Origin of the sequence: Shewanella sp. SM73, assembly GCF_025653795.1 — a bacterium.
GTDB lineage: Bacteria > Pseudomonadota > Gammaproteobacteria > Enterobacterales > Shewanellaceae > Shewanella > Shewanella oncorhynchi.
In genome coordinates this window covers 15,908-32,337 of the sequence record NZ_JAKKRY010000006.1, presented here as the reverse complement: position 1 = coordinate 32,337, position 16,430 = coordinate 15,908, and the positions used below count along the sequence as shown (strand labels likewise).

Sequence of the window (16,430 nt, the reverse complement as noted above, 5' to 3'; positions counted from 1 at the left end):
AGCGCTAGGCTTTAGGTGCGAGTTCCTGCTGCTTTGCGGCCGCCTCTTGTGCCGCTAACTCTTGTGCTTTAATCGCCGCTTCGAGCTTAGCTTCAACATAACCAGGAGAGTGCGTTGTGGCCGAGATTAATCGATACATGGCGGGGATCACCAGTAAGGTCACAAAGGTAGCAAACGCCATTCCGAAGAACACTACAGTACCTACAGCGATACGGCTTTCTGAGCCCGCGCCCGTTGAGAAAATTAACGGTACAGCACCCACTAAGGTGGTGAAGGCTGTCATTAGGATTGGCCGTAAACGACGGGATGACGCATCGATAATGGCTTTATCGAGTTCAAAGCCGCGGTCGCGCAATTGGTTGGCAAATTCCACGATGAGGATACCGTTTTTAGTCACCATACCAATTAACATGATCATGCCTATCTGGCTGTAGATGTTGATCCCTTGGCTCGTGATCAGTAGTCCTAAGAAACCACCGAATACACCCATAGGCACAGTAAACATCACCACTAACGGGTTGATAAAGCTCTCAAACTGTGCGGCTAATACTAAGTAGGCAACCAGTAAAGCTAAACCAAATACGATAAAGATACTGCTTTGGTTTTCTTTAAAATCTTTGGATTCGCCCGTGTAACCAATCGAAATATCCTTAGGTAATAATTCAATGGCTTTAGCGTCAAGGAACTTTAAGCCTTCACCTAAGGTGTAACCTTCACTGACGTTAGCCTTGAGGGTGATCGATTTTTGTTTATTGGTGTGGCTTAATCTTTGTGCAGAGGCAATTTCTTCTATATGAGTGACAGTATCGAGAGTGACTAATTCGCCCTTAGCTGACCGCATGTAGATTTGGCTCAGGTCACCGACATTATTGAAACTGTTTTCATCACCGCGTAAATACACATCGTATTCTTCGCCTCGATCAACAAAGGTCGTTTCGGTACGGCCACCCAGCATGACTTCTAAGGTTTCCGATACTTGGTCGACACTGATCCCCAGTTCTGCGGCGCGCTCTTTATCGACAGTAACAATGAGTTCTGGCGTTGTTTCTGCGTAGTCTAAGTCAGCCCCTTCCATCATAGGGCTAGCGTTAGCCTCTTCTTTCAATATCTGCGCCCACTTAAACAGTTCGGCATAGTCCGAACCACCAAATACAAATTGCACGGGTTCGCTCGATTGCCCTCTAAAGCCTGGCATCATAGGGCGAACCATTACATCTGGAATATCCTTTAAGGCATTGCTAATAATTCCAAGGGCTTGTTGCGCAGTCACATCGCGGTGTTCCCAATCTTCTAGCTGCATGATGACAAAGCCAGTTTGATCGCCAGCACGGCCACCAAAGGCGGGAGCTTGTACGCTGAAGGATCGCAGCACACCTTTACCTAGCAAGGGCATGAGTCTGTCTTCGACTATGTCCATGTTGGCTGTCATACGGTTATAACTGGTGCCTTCGGCGCCTTTAATAAAGGCGAACAACACGCCGCGGTCTTCCTGCGGCGCAAGCTGTGACGGTACTTGTTGCATTAACCAAGCGCTGCCGCCGATACAAGCGAGTATGACTAGCGGTGCGAGTAGACGAAATTTAATCGCTCGTGTCACGGCGACACGATAAACGCTTTCCATGCGAGCAAAGCCGCTGTCGACCCAACGATTAAAGTGATTCGGTTTGACGTTGGCTTTGAGTAATTTACTGCTCAGTACAGGCGTAAGTGTGAGTGCCACTAAGGAGGAGAACAGCACTGACACCGCCAGCATCACGGAGAACTCGGTAAATAGTAGCCCGACCATGCCCTCCATAAAGGAAATAGGGAGGAATACCATCACCAGTACCGCCGTAGTGGCGATAACGGCAAAGCCCACTTCTCGAGTACCTTTATAGGCGGCGAGTAAGGGCTCTTCACCTTTTTCGATATGGTGGAAAATGTTCTCGACCACCACAATCGCATCATCCACCACTAGACCGATGGATAGGATTAATGCCATCAATGTCAGTAGATTAATCGAATAACCTAGCATGTTGGCGGCGATAAATGCCGAGATCAAAGATACTGGAACAGTCACCGCTGGGATTAACGTTGCTCGTGCTTGTCCAATGAAGATATACAGCACGAGTACGACCAAGGCGCCCGTGACATAAAGGGTGCTATACACTTCGTTAATCGAGCGGTCGATAAATACGGTCGAGTCGAAGTCGACCACTAGGCTAGTGCCTTCGGGCAGGAAGTCTTGTACGCGATCAACTTCTTTATGTACTTCTTTGGCAACGAGCAGAGGGTTGGCATCGGACTGGGCAATAATGCCTAAACTGATGTTAACTATGCCGTCGCTTTTGAAGGTCGAGTTTTCGTTTTGTGCTCCAACAGCCACATCGGCGACATCTTTTAAGTAGATAGCCGTGCCATCGCTGGCGGTACGCACCACAAGATAGTCGAAATCCTTCGGCGTGTAGTACAAGCGTTTGGTACGCACCGACATCACAGTGGTGTCGTTGCGCACTTGGCCGCCGGGCGTTTCTATATTCTCTTTACGCAGGGCGTTGATAATATCCGTTGCGGTAACATTACGCCCTGCCATTTGTTCGGGTCTTAGCTTGACGTACATGACCTTATACAAGCCGCCGGAAATGCTGATAGAACTCACGCCGCTGATTAAGCTGAATTTGTCCTCGAGTACTCGCTGGGCGTAGTCCGTTAATTGAGTGCGGTCCATCACACTCGAGCTTAAATTCACATAGACAGAGGGTTCGCCGGAGCCGTTGTCTTTTGAGACGACGGGGTCTTTTGCATCTTCTGGGAGTCTGCGTTGGGCGCGGGCCACAGCATCACGCACATCGCTGACCCCTTCGGTTAAGTTCCAACCGAGGAGGAATTTAACTGTGATACGCGAGCTACCGTTACGTGTGGTCGAGGTGATTTCGTCAATACCACTGATCCCTGTTAGCTCATCTTCTAAAGTCTTAGTGATCTGGCTTTCCATAATCGCCGCCGATGCACCCGAGTAACTGGTGCTGATGGTGACCACAGGGCTTTCGACGTCGGGCATTTCCCGTATCGACAGTTTAGTGAACGACACTATGCCAAATACACACAGCAGTAAGCTTAAAACGATGGCAACGACAGGGCGTTTAACCGAAACATCGGATAACCACATTATTTCGTCTCCGTTGCTTTAGGACCTGAAAGCTCTGTCGCACGGGCTGAGGCTTTACCATCGAGCGTGACTTCATTGATTTGCAGGCCATCGCGCATATTGACTAAGCCCTGTACCACGACTTTGTCACCTATGTTTAAACCGCTTTCGATTAAGACTTGGTTATCGATACGTGCCCCTAGTGTCACTTCTGTGCGGTGGGCAATGTGGTCGGCGCTAACTACGTATACGTAACGTTTAGTTCCTGAATACTCAAGAGCTTGTACTGGCACCATAGGTGCTGAAATCGCTGGGAAGGTGATGGTTGACGACATCATCATGCCCGGTTTCAAGCGTTTCTTCGGATTATCGAATAGCACCCGTACTTTGAGGTTTAAGGTTTCCTCATTGACGCGGGGATCGATAGCCACCATTTTGCCAGTAAAGATTTCATTCGGCCAAGCGCGACTGGTGGCTGACACTTGCATGCCAATACTCAGTTGCGATAGGAAATGCTCAGGCACTTGTAAGTCGAGGCGCATGCTGGACAAATCATCTAGCGACATCAACTCAGTGCCCATGCTGACCATCTTGCCTTCGCTGAAATTAATCAGGCCAGTATTACCCGCAAACGGCGCTATCAGCGAGTGGTAATGTAAATCTGCTTGGGCGGAGGATAAGCGTGCTTGGGCGATATCAACACTGGCTTTTTGTGCGTCAATCTCGGTTTGGGTAATGGCGTTACGGCTGATCAGTTTTTCAAACTCTTTGAGTTTACGTTTTTCATCATTGAGGAAAGCATTGGCCTCGGCGACGGCGGCTTGGGCTTTCATATCATCGAGTTCGATCAGTAACTGGCCTTTTTTTACCGCTTGGTTTGAGGTCACTGCGACTTGTTTAATCTTACCTGTGACTTGCGGTGCAATGATCACTGCACGTTCAGCCGCGAGTTTGCCGATAAGAGAGATAGATTGCGCTAATGGATATTCAATCACTTCACCCGTGACCACAGGAACGGTACGCATAAGATGTGGTGCGTTCTCGGGTTTAGCCGCTTGAAGGACATCACTAAAACTCACCGCTGTGGCGATAATCGCAAGCAGGGCAATGGCAATAATGGTTTTTTTCATTGTAATTATTATCTCGCGCAAAGGCAGTTTAAAAAGGTAATCGCTCTAATGGCGCTATTCTAGTGAATAACGTACGCCAGTTGGGTAAAAGTTTGTAAAGGTAAGCGAACGAAAATGAAAGAAATTGTGTTTTTTGAGCATTGAGCACAATTCAACGAGAGTTTTGCTGTTTTTTTGTGCTGTTATTGCTTTTTAAAAGCTGGACGGATTTTAGGGATGGACTTCAGTTCGCGTTTTTTCAATCGGCGCTTGAGTCGTTTCAACCTGAGGATATTGGCTTAAAATTGCCGCTAATCGTCCATCGCGGCGCATACTCTCTAAACCTTGATTAAAATCCGTCACTAACTGCGGATGATCCGCTACAGCCAAAGAGATCCCTAAATGAAATACCTCAGTCGCTATGGGTGGGCCGACTTGCTCAAAGGCACCCTCATATTCACTTGGTCCTTTTTTAATTAAATACCTCGCTAAGTTATGGCCAATCAAGACTAAGTCAATACGCTTTAAAAACAGCTTTTTGAGATTCATCTCATCCGAATTTCCTTCCTCTGTGGTGAGCCCCGCGGCGAAGATTTCTGGTGGATTAGCGTAACCGCGACCTATACCGATAGTGAAAGGTTTAAGATCTGAAAGTTGACTGAAACTCAGCGGTGAATCTTTACGTTTGTAAAACACAATTTGTACGGGTTGGATAGGCGCAGAATATTGGGCCCATTGCTCGCGCTCTTTACGATACCAGAGCCCAATGATGCCATCAGCTTGGCCTGTTTTAACGAGTAAAGCCGCGCGGGCGAAGGGATAAAACTTGAGGCTGGCAGTGTAACCTTTGCGTTTAAAAGCTTCTTTGACGACTTGCGCAACGCCGCCCTGTTCAGGTAAAGCATCGGCATAAAAAGGAGGATAGTTAGTGGCGACTAATTGGAGTTCCCTGCCCGCAAATGCAGGGGGATAGAAGCTGAATAGAAACAAGCAAAAGCTAGATAATGTGAGTAATTTCTTCCCCATTTCTACTCCAGCACTTAGGTGAGTCGCACTTGGCTTGAGTATAGTCAGAGTTAATTAGAACAGGCGAACTTATGGATATTAAGATGGGTGAATGTTGAGAGCCATACGATTGAGTGTTATGCCGATTTAGATCCATGGCGGGCGCCCGTTTTACCCTTGCTTATTCATGCCTTATTGCCCCAGCGCATTCGTGGATTAAGGCGCTAGCTCATGCACGTATTGGGGCAAAAGATATTAGTGAGGCAGGTTATAGCGAAACCTGCTCACCCTGATACAAACCTCGGCGGAGTTTGCCGGCGTCGATAAGTAACAGCTCACCGGATTTACCATTCTTAATACTGCTATCTATCGCAATGATTTTATTATGATAAAGCCCAAGTACTTGTTCCTGCGATGTGTGCCCTACGACGATATGATCGACCTTGAAATAGCTCAGTATGCTATCGATATCCGACTCTTTCAGTTCATCTTTAAAGTAGCCACGATACCAAGTTGGACCATTGGTAAAAAACAAAAAGTTGAGTAAATCGTCTTGCTTCAAATCGGCTTTTTTATCATCTAAATGCTGACGAAATAATTGGTTAGCATCGCTGATATGTAATTTACGCTCGACCCATTCAGGGCTGATGCCGCCGTGCATAAACAAGATATTATTGATTTTGACTAAGGTATGTTTGCTGCGAAGCCATTGGCCGATTTCGGTGTCTTTGTTGTAGAGCGCATCGTAGCTGCGTTTGAGTAAATCGGCCGCGACTTGGTAGCGTTCGTTGACGTAGCGTAAGTCGCCGCGAAACACCATTTGCTCGTGATTGCCCATGAGTAGATGTAAGCGTCCGCCCGCAGCTTGGGCTTCTTGGTCTAAGGAATATAAAAACCACAATACTTCATTGACTTGATGACCACGGTCAAACATGTCGCCCGTCATCACCATATGGCCGTCACCAAAGGCCCAGTGGTTATCTTTGTTGATAATCTGATGGGCTTTTAGCAAGTTAATCATTACATCAAACTGGCCGTGTACATCGCTAAGGGCGACAATTTTTCTGACCTGGGTGAAGGTATCTGGCTCAACCGTGACAGCTTGTGTATGAAGGTGCGGTTGGGGTAATTCACCGCAATTGGTAGGGCGAGTTAACTGCGCCTTCGCAATCCTTGTTTGTTTTAGCTCGCTTTGGCAAATCCAATAGGCAGTGTCCTTTTGAGTGTCATCTAAAAACACATAAGGGCCATCGGTGACGCTGTTTTCTTGAATTTTTAGCTCTAGCTCGGCTTCACTTGCATTGGCCGCTAATGAGGTCAACGCCAGTGAGGTAAAGGGGAGTGCGGTGACAAGCCATAACAGGGGCGTGAATTTTCTCTGTTGCTTGAGTATCCATTGGCTGGCTCGGCTAAGTCGCGTCATAGATAGCGTGATTGGGTGAGCCCCGACTGGCATCGAATTGATTCGCATTAGACCGCATCCTTGTTCTTGTTTTAGTTATTCATTCTGTCATTTTAGACACTTGAGTTGATGAGTCTTCGAATGTGTAACTTTACGAAGTTAATCTCAAGTGTTCAATTTTAAACGCTTAATCTTAAGTACTTAATGTCAAGTGCTCAACATATTGAAAACACTAAATCATACGGATAAGGCTTAGGGTCGACAAGTCACGAGGCGGGCTAAATTAAACTTGCCCACCTCACTATTCAGTTATTTCATGTCTCAATATCATGACTTCAGTTACATGATATTGACCGTTACATGGCATTGACGACGGTATGACTATCGACAAACTGCTCAAAACTGACGATTTTGCCGCTGTGTATCTTCCATAAGTGGGCGACTCTGGCGCTAAAATGCTTGCCCGTTTTGACATAGGTTCCTGAATAAGTGCCGAAGGCAAAAACCTTATCGCCTTGGGCAACATAGTCTTCGATATCGACGCGATAGTTATCCCATTCTTTTTCGAGGCGGGCGAACACCTTGGTGGCTATCGCGCTAAAGCCTACGTAAGTGCCCGCATAGGGAAAACCTACCGCCTCTGTCCAGCGTGCGTCATTTGCCAGTGCATGCTCAAGATTTTTGGCATTTTCGGCAGAGCTGTGTCCCTCGTAAGTACTTTTGACAAGTGCAAGATTCGCATCAGTTTGCCTTGCTGTTTCGATAAGATTTAACTGAGCAGGCTCACTCACTAAAGAGCTTGTTGGAACACCATTAAGCGTTGGCATGATTACGACTCAAACTGTGTTTCAAGATGGCTTAACCACTGGGCGGGTTGGCCGTAGAAGCGGTTGATATTAATGGCGGTGATGTTGCCGTTATTATCCTCTATAGCCATCGAAGGGAAACCTTGGGCACCTATCAGATTCAGTAATGCTCTGGATTCAACAATATGCTCATATAGCTTGTCTTCACCTTGGGCATAATGCTGCGCAAAGCTCATAGGGTCGAGCCCAAGTTCAGCGGCTAAGCTTGCGAGATTACCTTCATCACTGGCGCTGTGACCATCACGGTAATGGGCCAGTTGTACTGAGTGTAGATAGGCCAAACTGTCGCCACCCATAGCATCGACTGCGAGCATGGCTTTAATAGGAGGCGCCGAGTCGAGTACGATTGTGGTATCGCGCAGCAGACCATCAAAATAGTTTTCCCCAAAAGGTTGTCCGGTTAGCTCGGCAATACGCAGATCGTGGGGCATAACATAGTCGCGCCAGTTAGCATCGATTTGTTTACGTCTTGGGCCTGTGAGCATACCGCCGCCGTGGAGCTTAATGGTAAAGCCTGCTTTTGCGGCGGCATCGAGTAAAGGCGCTGCGGCATAACACCAACCACATAAAGGGTCGATAATGGCGTGCAGAGTGCGCTCTTTGGCCGTTGCTGTGCTGCTGGTTGTGCTAGTTGGATGAGCTGTTGGCTGAGTCATAGTGTTAAACCTTTTGGCTTAAGTTCGTCGCGACATTAGCGACTTAAGCCCTTTGAGAACATCGATTAAAATAGTTAGGTTGGTACCGTTATTTAGCTAAAAAATGGCACGCAATCGCTCACGTGCCTGTCTTTAACTATTTGCACTTAAATGCTTGTATCTAATCGCCTAGATAGGTATGACTAGGCTTACATAGGCCAGGTCATTTCGCCCATGTAAACTTTGGCGCTGATCTCAAGCCCTGCATCGGCTGGCATTTGTGGGTATAGCGCCAGCATCTTTTGGATTAATTCGGCTGAATCTTTCGAGGCTTTTGCCGCGATTTCAAAGGCTTTTACATATTTACGGGTAAAACAGATGGCGTGGGTATTAAATCGCGCTTTGCCTAAATAGTGCCCTGGGATCACTGTGGTTGGCAGCAGTTTTTCCATTGCATCTAAATGGGTTAACCATTCCTGACGCTCAGAGGCAGTTTGAGTGTCAGCCATCCAAACATGCGTGTTATCAAATACTTCCACGCCACCTGTTATAGTTTTTGCCGATGGCACCCACAGGAAAGTGTGTTTAGGGTGTTTATCATTAAAACCTTTGATAATCACTTGCTCACCGTCGATAGTAAAAGTGTCACTGTGAATCGCCTTAGGTAACACTAATTCGCTTGGCGCATTATCTTTTAAAATCGGCCCCCAGTAGGCGAGTTTGCCTTCCATTGAGGCTTTAATAGCATCGACAGTGGTTTGAGTCGCGACGATTTGTGCATCGGGGAAATTCTTTTTAATCACGGCTAAGCCGAAATAGAAATCAGGATCGCTATGGCTGATATACACCTGAGTCAGCTTTTTACCGCTGGCCTTAATGGTGTCGACCAATTTTTGGGCATCGTTATTTTGAAATTGTGCATCGACTAGCATCATTTCGTGTTCGCCGCTGATAAAGCTCGATGACACGGCAAAGATGCTGTTTTCGCCCGGATTAAAATGGCTCACTTGCAATGGCGCAGCATTGACCGCGCTAAGCCCTGCCAGCAACAAGGTGGCGGCTAGGCTGATTTTAGACGAGGCCTTCAATGTGGCGTTAACTGTGTTACGTATTGCATAGGTTGATGTGTTCATTTGGGGCTCACTTATAGTCACAGGGTGAAAGAGTAAAAGGTTCGATTTAGCATTCATTGATTTGCAGCTGCTGCAAAAGTGAGTTAAGTATAGGTTGCAAAAATCAATAGATAAATGCGAGTATCTGCCCATGTTTGTTGCATTAATCGGACGAATAGCTGCGTGTACTATTGCATTCTTAATTACTAGTTACTTAGTTATGTGGGTACGCGAGTGAACCTTCGAGTGATTTGAAAGTGAGTGATTAAACGTTATTGATTTAACGCGAGTGGAGATAAATCATGGATAGACTCGAAGCGGCTAAAGTGTTTGTCACTATTGTCGAGCGCGGCAGCATGATCAGCGCCGCCAATGCCTTAGATATGTCGCGTTCTATGGTGACCCGTTACTTGAGCGAAATGGAAGAATGGTCTGGTGCTAGGTTATTGCATCGCTCGACGCGTAGCCTCAGCTTAACGCCAGCGGGTGAGCAAGTGCTGGACTATTGTCATCGGCTGCTCGAACTGGCTAACGAAGTGCCTGCGGTAAGCCATGCCGCTGTGGCGATTCCGCGGGGATTACTACGTATTAGTTGCTCCCAGTTTTTGGCGCATCAGATTTTAGCGCCCGTGGTGCGCCAATACTTAGCCAGTTATCCGCAGGCGAGTGTGAATTTCCACGTGAGCAGCCAAACCGTCGATTTAGTCGCCGAGCGGATTGATCTGGCTATTCGCATCACCAATGAACTCGATCCCAATCTTATTGCTAGGCGCTTAGGGGAGTGTGAGTCTGTGGTGTGCGCCGCACCGAGTTATCTTGCCGCGCGCGCCGCCGTGCTGCATCCCGAGGATTTAACTCAGCACAACTGCTTAACCTATTCCTATTTTGGCGATGTGATGTGGCGCTTTTATAAAACCGATGTAGGTGCAAAACAGGCTCAAGCGCTGAACTCCGATCCTACGTTAAACCAAGGCCAGGCGTTTAATGTGCCTGTGAATGGGAATTTTAGCGCCAATGATTCCATGGTGGTGCTCAATGCCACGCTGGCGGGTGAGGGAATTGCTATGCAGCCTGTTTGGGCGGCGAAACCCTATTTAGACTCGGGTCAGCTAGTGCCTTTATTAACTGAGTTTAAACCTCAGTCCCTCGGTGTGTATGGCGTGTATCAATCCCGCAAACACATGCAGCCTGCACTCAGGGTGATGATGGACATGCTGGTGGCCTACTTTGCCAGCTTGAATTGAAATAGTTTCAGTTTGAAATAGCACCTTTGAAATAGCGCCAAAGTCTACGGCACTCATAGCGTAACTGGATGCCATAAAAAAGGAGCTTAACCCTTTCGAGCTAAACTCCTCAGATTTACACTTGTCTAGATTCTAGATTCTAGATTCTAGATTCTAGATTCTAGATTCTAGATTCTAGATTCTAGATTTACTTTATCATGCGCTTGTATTTCAAGCGGTGTGGCTCAACCACATCGGCGCCATAGGTGTTTTTCAACCATGCCGAGTATTCTGTGTAGTTACCTTCGTAGAAGTTCACTTGTCCTTCGTCGCGATAATCCAGAATGTGGGTCGCGATACGGTCGAGGAACCAACGGTCATGCGAAATAACCATAGCGCAACCAGGGAACTCCAGAATCGCTTCTTCCAGTGCGCGCAGGGTTTCAACGTCTAAGTCGTTGGTGGGTTCGTCGAGTAATAAGACGTTACCACCCGCTTGCAGCAGTTTGGCTAAATGCACTCGGTTACGTTCACCACCCGACAGAGTGCCGATAACTTTTTGCTGATCGCCACCACGGAAGTTGAAGCGGCCTACATAGGCGCGGCTCGGAATTTCCATGTTGTTGATACGCATGATGTCTTGACCACCGGAAATTTCTTCCCAAATGGTGTTCTTATCATTCATCGAATCGCGGAACTGCTCAACCGAGGCCAGTTGCACAGTATCACCCAGCTCAATGCTGCCGCTGTCTGGCTTTTCTGCGCCGGATAACATGCGGAACAGGGTCGATTTACCCGCGCCGTTGGCACCGATAATGCCGACGATCGCGCCCTTAGGCACAGAGAACGACAGGTTGTCGATCAAAACGCGGTCACCGTAAGATTTGGTCAGGTTATTCACTTCAATAACCTTGTCACCTAAACGAGGTCCGGGCGGAATAAACAGCTCGTTGGTTTCGTTACGTTTTTGGTAATCGTTAGTGTTCAGTTCTTCAAAGCGTGCCATACGGGCCTTGCCTTTAGACTGGCGGCCTTTCGCGCCTTGACGTACCCATTCCAATTCCTTGGCAATGGTCTTTTGGCGAGCGCTTTCGGTAGCCGATTCTTGCTTCAGACGGGCATCTTTCTGCTCAAGCCATGAAGAATAGTTACCTTCCCACGGAATACCTTCACCGCGGTCGAGTTCTAAAATCCAGCCAGCGGCATTGTCGAGGAAGTACCTGTCATGGGTAATCGCGACCACAGTACCAGCATATTCCTGCAGGAAGTGCTCAAGCCAAGCCACAGATTCAGCATCCAAGTGGTTGGTGGGTTCGTCCAGGAGCAGCATTTCTGGCTTTTCAAGCAGCAAACGACAAATCGCTACGCGGCGACGTTCACCACCGGATAACACTTCGATTTTTTCATCCCAATCTGGCAGACGCAGTGCGTTGGCGGCGCGCTCAAGGACGTACTCTAAGTTATGGGCATCTTGGGCTTGAATAATGGCTTCGAGTTCGCCTTGCTCTTTTGCAAGGGCGTCGAAATCGGCATCCGGCTCGGCGTAGGCTGCGTAAACGGCATCGAGGCGAGTCAGGGCATTTTTTGCCTCTGCTACCGCTTCTTCAATCGCTTCACGCACGGTTTGATTCGGATCGAGTTTAGGTTCCTGCGGCAGGTAACCGATTTTCAATCCCGGCATTGGGCGCGCTTCACCTTCAATTTCGGTGTCAATACCCGCCATAATGCGCAGTAGTGTCGACTTACCTGAACCGTTGAGGCCGAGTACGCCAATTTTGGCGCCGGGGAAAAAGCTTAAAGAAATATCTTTAAGGATCTGCTTCTTAGGCGGAACAATTTTACCCACCCGCAGCATGCTGTAAACAAACTGAGCCATTTTTCTCTATCTTAAGTGACTAATGATGCGGCTAATTCTACTCGATTGCGCGCCGAACTCAACTCGACAATGAGCCAAGTTCAAGCACTCTCTGCAGGAATTTCATGTTTCAAATACTGGGATTGTGACCGCGTTCCGAGTAGAATACCGCGCAACCCTACCTATAAGAATTGGCAGCTGGAGTAAGCAATGCTGAAAAAAGATATGAATATCGCAGATTATGATCCGGAACTGTTTAAGGCAATTCAGAATGAAACTCTGCGTCAAGAAGAGCATATTGAGCTGATTGCTTCTGAAAACTACACCAGTCCACGCGTGATGGAAGCGCAAGGTTCACAGTTAACCAATAAGTACGCTGAAGGCTATCCAGGCAAGCGTTACTATGGTGGTTGTGAGTATGTGGACGTAGTTGAAACCTTAGCGATTGAACGTGCGAAAGAACTGTTTGGCGCAACTTACGCTAACGTACAACCTCATTCAGGTTCACAGGCAAACAGCGCAGTTTACATGGCATTGTTAAAACCTGGCGATACCGTACTGGGCATGAACTTAGCTCATGGTGGTCACTTGACCCACGGTTCACCGGTTAACTTCTCTGGCAAACTGTACAACATCATTCCTTACGGTATCGACGAGTCTGGCAAAATTGACTACGACGAGATGGAACGTATTGCCTTAGAACACAAGCCTAAGATGATGATCGGCGGTTTTTCTGCCTATTCAGGTATCGTTGACTGGGCAAAAATGCGTGAAATCGCAGACAAAATCGGTGCTTATTTATTTGTCGATATGGCACACGTTGCCGGTCTTATTGCTGCGGGCGTTTATCCAAACCCAGTACCACACGCACACGTTGTGACATCTACGACTCACAAAACCTTAGCGGGTCCTCGTGGTGGCGTGATCCTATCTGCTGCTGATGATGAAGACTTGTACAAAAAGTTGAACTCTGCGGTATTCCCTGGCGGTCAAGGTGGCCCATTGATGCACGTTATCGCAGGTAAAGCGGTGGCGTTCAAAGAAGCCCTAGAGCCAGAATTTAAAGTTTACCAACAGCAAGTGGTTAACAACGCTAAAGCTATGGTTGAAGTGTTCCTTGAGCGCGGTTACAAAATCGTCTCTGGCGGAACCAGCAACCACTTAATGCTAGTTGACCTGATTGGTCGTGACTTAACGGGTAAAGAAGCCGATGCCGCCTTAGGTAGCGCTAACATTACCGTGAACAAAAACTCAGTGCCAAATGATCCACGTTCACCCTTTGTGACCTCAGGTGTGCGTATCGGTACGCCGGCGATTACGCGCCGCGGCTTTAAAGAAGCGGAATCGAAAGAGCTGACTGGCTGGATTTGTGACATCCTTGATGATGCAAGCAATCCTGCTGTGATTGAGCGTGTTAAAGGCCAAGTATTGGCACTTTGCGCACGTTTCCCTGTTTACGGCTAATCTGTAAATAGTCTCCTTTTTGTGGTGCTGAGCCTAACAAGCATCAGGTGGTTAACCTCAGCCCATAAATAGGATAAAATCCCATGGCCGCATCTCGCGGCCATTTTTATTGGTAAAATCTTAGGCTTAAATTCATAGCGTTTGGCCGAGATTTAACAGGTAAAGCCATTAACGCTTTACCACCATTCACTGGCAGGAGGCTCAATGCATTGTCCATTTTGTAGCGCGACAGATACTAAAGTCATCGATTCCCGATTAGTGGCAGAAGGCCACCAAGTGCGCCGTCGCCGAGAATGCACCGAATGCCATGAAAGATTTACCACCTTCGAAGGCGCCGAATTAGTCATGCCTAGGGTGATTAAGCGCGATGGTTCACGCCAACCCTTCGATGAAGAAAAACTCCAAGGTGGCATGTTGCGCGCCGTTGAAAAACGCCCCGTGTCTATGGATGAAATCGAGCAAGCGCTGAGCAAAATCAAGTCTACTCTGCGCGCCACTGGCGAGCGGGAAGTGCCGTCAGAAATGGTCGGTAACTTAATGATGGAGCAATTGATGAGCCTAGATAAAGTCGCCTACATTCGTTTCGCTTCCGTGTACCGTGCCTTTGAAGACGTGTCTGAATTTGGTGAAGCCATCGCCAAGCTGCAAAAGTAGTCATTGAGTTTTGTCGCCGATAAGGCAGACGTTTACGAGCGATTGGCGTGAAAGCACAAATTTAAAAGACAGGTTTGTAAGACTGGTGAAAGCCGGAACCTTTAACAACAGGGTTGAATATGAGCTTGAACATAAGTTGGTCCGTACTCGATACCCAAATGATGAGCCGCGCAATTCAATTGGCGCGCAAAGGATTTTACACCACGAGGCCCAATCCCAGTGTGGGCTGCGTTATCGTTAAAGATAACCAAATCATTGGTGAAGGTTATCATCAAAAAGCGGGTGAGCCCCACGCCGAAGTGCATGCGCTACGTATGGCTGGCGAACGCGCCCGCGGCGCAACGGCCTATGTCACTTTAGAGCCCTGCAGCCATTATGGCCGCACGCCGCCCTGCGCCTTGGCGCTGATCAATATTGGCGTTAAACGTGTGGTGGTCGCGGTGGAAGATCCTAATCCGCAAGTAGGTGGTCGTGGCATTCAAATGCTGCGCGATGCCGGTATTGAAGTGGATGTGGGATTACATCGCGATGAAGCCTATGCCTTGAATTTAGGCTTTATGAAGCGCATGGAATCGGGTTTACCCAGAGTTACAGTCAAATTGGCTGCGAGTCTCGATGGTAAAACTGCGCTGTCTAACGGTGTGTCTAAATGGATAACTGGTCCAGAATCTCGCCGCGACGTGCAGCGATTACGTTTACGTTCTTGTGCGCTGATCACAGGGATTGAAACCGTATTAGCCGATGTTCCCTCGCTCAATGTGCGTTATCAGGAACTTGGCAGCTTAAAAGACAGTGTAACCGAGGCGCAATTACTACAGCCATTAAGAGTCATACTCGACAGCCGCGCCCGTTTGCCGTTATCGGCCGCCTGCTTAGCTATCGTATCGCCGATACTCTTGGTCTCGACCGTGGCTTATCCCGCAGAGTTTCAAGCACAATTGCCTTCCCATGTGAGTTGCCTCGTGTTACCTGCAATTGCAGGTCGCGTCTCATTGCCTGAACTATTAAGCTATTTAGGCCAAAGCTGTAATCACGTGTTGGTGGAAGCGGGTGCAACCTTAGCGGGCGCATTTTTAGCGCAGGGGCTTGCCGATGAGTTAGTGCTGTACCAAGCGATGAAAATCCTCGGTGGGTATGGGCGTAATCTGCTGCAATTGCCCGATTATCAAACCATGGCGCACATTCCTGCACTAACTTTGGTAGATGAGCGCAAATTAGGGCCAGATACCCGTTTAACTTTGAGCGTTAAGCTTGATAGTTCTTTATTTAATTAAGTGAGTTAACCATGTTTACTGGGATTATTGAAGCCGTTGGCACCCTGCGAAAACTGGAGCGTAAAGGCGACGATATTCGCCTTACCGTCGCGAGCGGCAAACTGGATTTAAACGATGTGCGTTTAGGCGACAGCATTGCCACTAACGGTGTGTGCTTAACGGTTGTGCAGCAATTAGCCGACGGTTATGTGGCTGATGTCTCTGCCGAAACCGTGAGTCTAACCGGCTTTGCTCACTACAAAGTGGGCACTAAGGTGAATCTTGAAAAGGCCGTCACCCCAACCACACGCTTAGGCGGCCACATGGTCAGTGGCCATGTGGACGGTATGGCAACGGTTGAGCAACGCTTAGTGCGTGGTCAAGCCATTGAATTTTGGTTAGCCGCACCCGTAGAGCTTGGGCGTTATATTGCCCATAAAGGTTCCATCACCATTGATGGTGTGAGTCTGACGGTTAACGAAGTGGACGGCAGTCGATTCCGCTTGACCATAGTGCCGCATACCGCAGGGGAAACCACGTTAATCGACCTGCAAGCGGGCGATAAGGTGAATATCGAAGTGGATTTAATCGCCCGTTATCTTGAACGTTTGATGAATTATGATGGCAAAGACAGCAAGAGCGGTGGCGTCACCATGGAAATGTTAGCCCGTGCCGGCTTTGTGCGTTAGTGCACAGGAGCAGATTATTTAACTTAAGCTTATCGG

13 protein-coding genes are annotated in these 16,430 nt (G+C 48.0%); 5 read left to right on the top strand and 8 right to left on the bottom strand.

Features of this window, described 5'->3' with window-relative positions; all coding sequences use genetic code 11:
• Positions 1-4: 4 nt before the first annotated feature.
• The 7 genes from L5M51_RS10440 to L5M51_RS10410 all read right to left on the bottom strand — a co-directional run bounded on the left by L5M51_RS10440 (position 5) and on the right by L5M51_RS10410 (position 9,277).
• Entirely contained in the window at positions 5-3,148 is a 3,144-nt protein-coding gene (locus L5M51_RS10440; protein WP_263172599.1) for a multidrug efflux RND transporter permease subunit, read from the bottom strand.
• Positions 3,148-4,257, bottom strand: a complete 1,110-nt coding sequence (locus L5M51_RS10435) for an efflux RND transporter periplasmic adaptor subunit (protein ID WP_105251741.1) — start codon at positions 4,255-4,257, stop codon at positions 3,148-3,150. The genes L5M51_RS10440 and L5M51_RS10435 overlap by 1 nt, the downstream gene beginning before the upstream one ends.
• Positions 4,258-4,467: 210 nt before the next feature.
• On the bottom strand, positions 4,468-5,262 hold the full coding sequence (locus tag L5M51_RS10430) for a substrate-binding periplasmic protein (protein WP_263172595.1): 795 nt from the start codon (positions 5,260-5,262) through the stop codon (positions 4,468-4,470).
• A gap of 247 nt (positions 5,263-5,509) precedes the next feature.
• Complete coding sequence (locus L5M51_RS10425; protein ID WP_263172594.1) at positions 5,510-6,712, bottom strand: metallophosphoesterase; 1,203 nt, start codon at positions 6,710-6,712, stop codon at positions 5,510-5,512.
• A 287-nt stretch (positions 6,713-6,999) separates the two neighbouring features.
• Positions 7,000-7,470, bottom strand: a complete 471-nt coding sequence (locus L5M51_RS10420) for a nuclear transport factor 2 family protein (protein ID WP_263172593.1) — start codon at positions 7,468-7,470, stop codon at positions 7,000-7,002.
• A gap of 2 nt (positions 7,471-7,472) precedes the next feature.
• Complete coding sequence (locus L5M51_RS10415) at positions 7,473-8,165, bottom strand: DsbA family protein (protein ID WP_263172591.1); 693 nt, start codon at positions 8,163-8,165, stop codon at positions 7,473-7,475.
• Positions 8,166-8,353: 188 nt separating this feature from the next.
• Positions 8,354-9,277, bottom strand: coding sequence for an MBL fold metallo-hydrolase (locus L5M51_RS10410; RefSeq protein WP_263172589.1), 924 nt, complete (start codon positions 9,275-9,277; stop codon positions 8,354-8,356).
• Positions 9,278-9,558: 281 nt separating this feature from the next.
• Between L5M51_RS10410 and L5M51_RS10405 the strand changes: the two genes are divergently transcribed.
• Positions 9,559-10,500, top strand: a complete 942-nt coding sequence (locus L5M51_RS10405; RefSeq protein ID WP_263172588.1) for a LysR family transcriptional regulator — start codon at positions 9,559-9,561, stop codon at positions 10,498-10,500.
• Between the two features lie 187 nt (positions 10,501-10,687).
• On the opposite strand, the gene ettA is transcribed toward L5M51_RS10405, so the two are convergent.
• Complete coding sequence (ettA, locus tag L5M51_RS10400) at positions 10,688-12,355, bottom strand: energy-dependent translational throttle protein EttA (protein WP_028761391.1); 1,668 nt, start codon at positions 12,353-12,355, stop codon at positions 10,688-10,690.
• 189 nt (positions 12,356-12,544) lie between these two features.
• Between ettA and glyA the strand changes: the two genes are divergently transcribed.
• From glyA to L5M51_RS10380, 4 genes are all read left to right on the top strand, one after another.
• Positions 12,545-13,798 (top strand): serine hydroxymethyltransferase, encoded by a 1,254-nt coding sequence (gene glyA / locus L5M51_RS10395; protein WP_263172586.1) that lies wholly within the window; start codon positions 12,545-12,547, stop codon positions 13,796-13,798.
• 204 nt (positions 13,799-14,002) lie between these two features.
• The gene (gene nrdR, locus L5M51_RS10390; protein ID WP_006082643.1) at positions 14,003-14,452 is read left to right on the top strand and encodes a transcriptional regulator NrdR; all 450 of its coding nucleotides are present in this window, start codon (positions 14,003-14,005) and stop codon (positions 14,450-14,452) included.
• Positions 14,453-14,571: 119 nt separating this feature from the next.
• The gene (gene ribD, locus L5M51_RS10385) at positions 14,572-15,726 is read left to right on the top strand and encodes a bifunctional diaminohydroxyphosphoribosylaminopyrimidine deaminase/5-amino-6-(5-phosphoribosylamino)uracil reductase RibD (RefSeq protein ID WP_263172584.1); all 1,155 of its coding nucleotides are present in this window, start codon (positions 14,572-14,574) and stop codon (positions 15,724-15,726) included.
• A gap of 11 nt (positions 15,727-15,737) precedes the next feature.
• On the top strand, positions 15,738-16,394 hold the full coding sequence (locus L5M51_RS10380; protein ID WP_263172582.1) for a riboflavin synthase: 657 nt from the start codon (positions 15,738-15,740) through the stop codon (positions 16,392-16,394).
• Positions 16,395-16,430 lie beyond the last annotated feature (36 nt).

Excerpts from the sequence above, each read along its gene's own strand:
- L5M51_RS10440 (WP_263172599.1), bottom strand. The coding sequence starts at position 3,148 with ATGTGGTTATCCGATGTTTCGGTTAAACGCCCTGTCGTTGCCATCGTT.
- L5M51_RS10435 (WP_105251741.1), bottom strand. The coding sequence starts at position 4,257 with ATGAAAAAAACCATTATTGCCATTGCCCTGCTTGCGATTATCGCCACA.
- L5M51_RS10430 (WP_263172595.1), bottom strand. The coding sequence starts at position 5,262 with ATGGGGAAGAAATTACTCACATTATCTAGCTTTTGCTTGTTTCTATTC.
- L5M51_RS10425 (WP_263172594.1), bottom strand. The coding sequence starts at position 6,712 with ATGCGAATCAATTCGATGCCAGTCGGGGCTCACCCAATCACGCTATCT.
- L5M51_RS10420 (WP_263172593.1), bottom strand. The coding sequence starts at position 7,470 with ATGCCAACGCTTAATGGTGTTCCAACAAGCTCTTTAGTGAGTGAGCCT.
- L5M51_RS10415 (WP_263172591.1), bottom strand. The coding sequence starts at position 8,165 with ATGACTCAGCCAACAGCTCATCCAACTAGCACAACCAGCAGCACAGCA.
- L5M51_RS10410 (WP_263172589.1), bottom strand. The coding sequence starts at position 9,277 with ATGAACACATCAACCTATGCAATACGTAACACAGTTAACGCCACATTG.
- L5M51_RS10405 (WP_263172588.1), top strand. The coding sequence starts at position 9,559 with ATGGATAGACTCGAAGCGGCTAAAGTGTTTGTCACTATTGTCGAGCGC.
- ettA (WP_028761391.1), bottom strand. The coding sequence starts at position 12,355 with ATGGCTCAGTTTGTTTACAGCATGCTGCGGGTGGGTAAAATTGTTCCG.
- glyA (WP_263172586.1), top strand. The coding sequence starts at position 12,545 with ATGCTGAAAAAAGATATGAATATCGCAGATTATGATCCGGAACTGTTT.
- nrdR (WP_006082643.1), top strand. The coding sequence starts at position 14,003 with ATGCATTGTCCATTTTGTAGCGCGACAGATACTAAAGTCATCGATTCC.
- ribD (WP_263172584.1), top strand. The coding sequence starts at position 14,572 with ATGAGCTTGAACATAAGTTGGTCCGTACTCGATACCCAAATGATGAGC.
- L5M51_RS10380 (WP_263172582.1), top strand. The coding sequence starts at position 15,738 with ATGTTTACTGGGATTATTGAAGCCGTTGGCACCCTGCGAAAACTGGAG.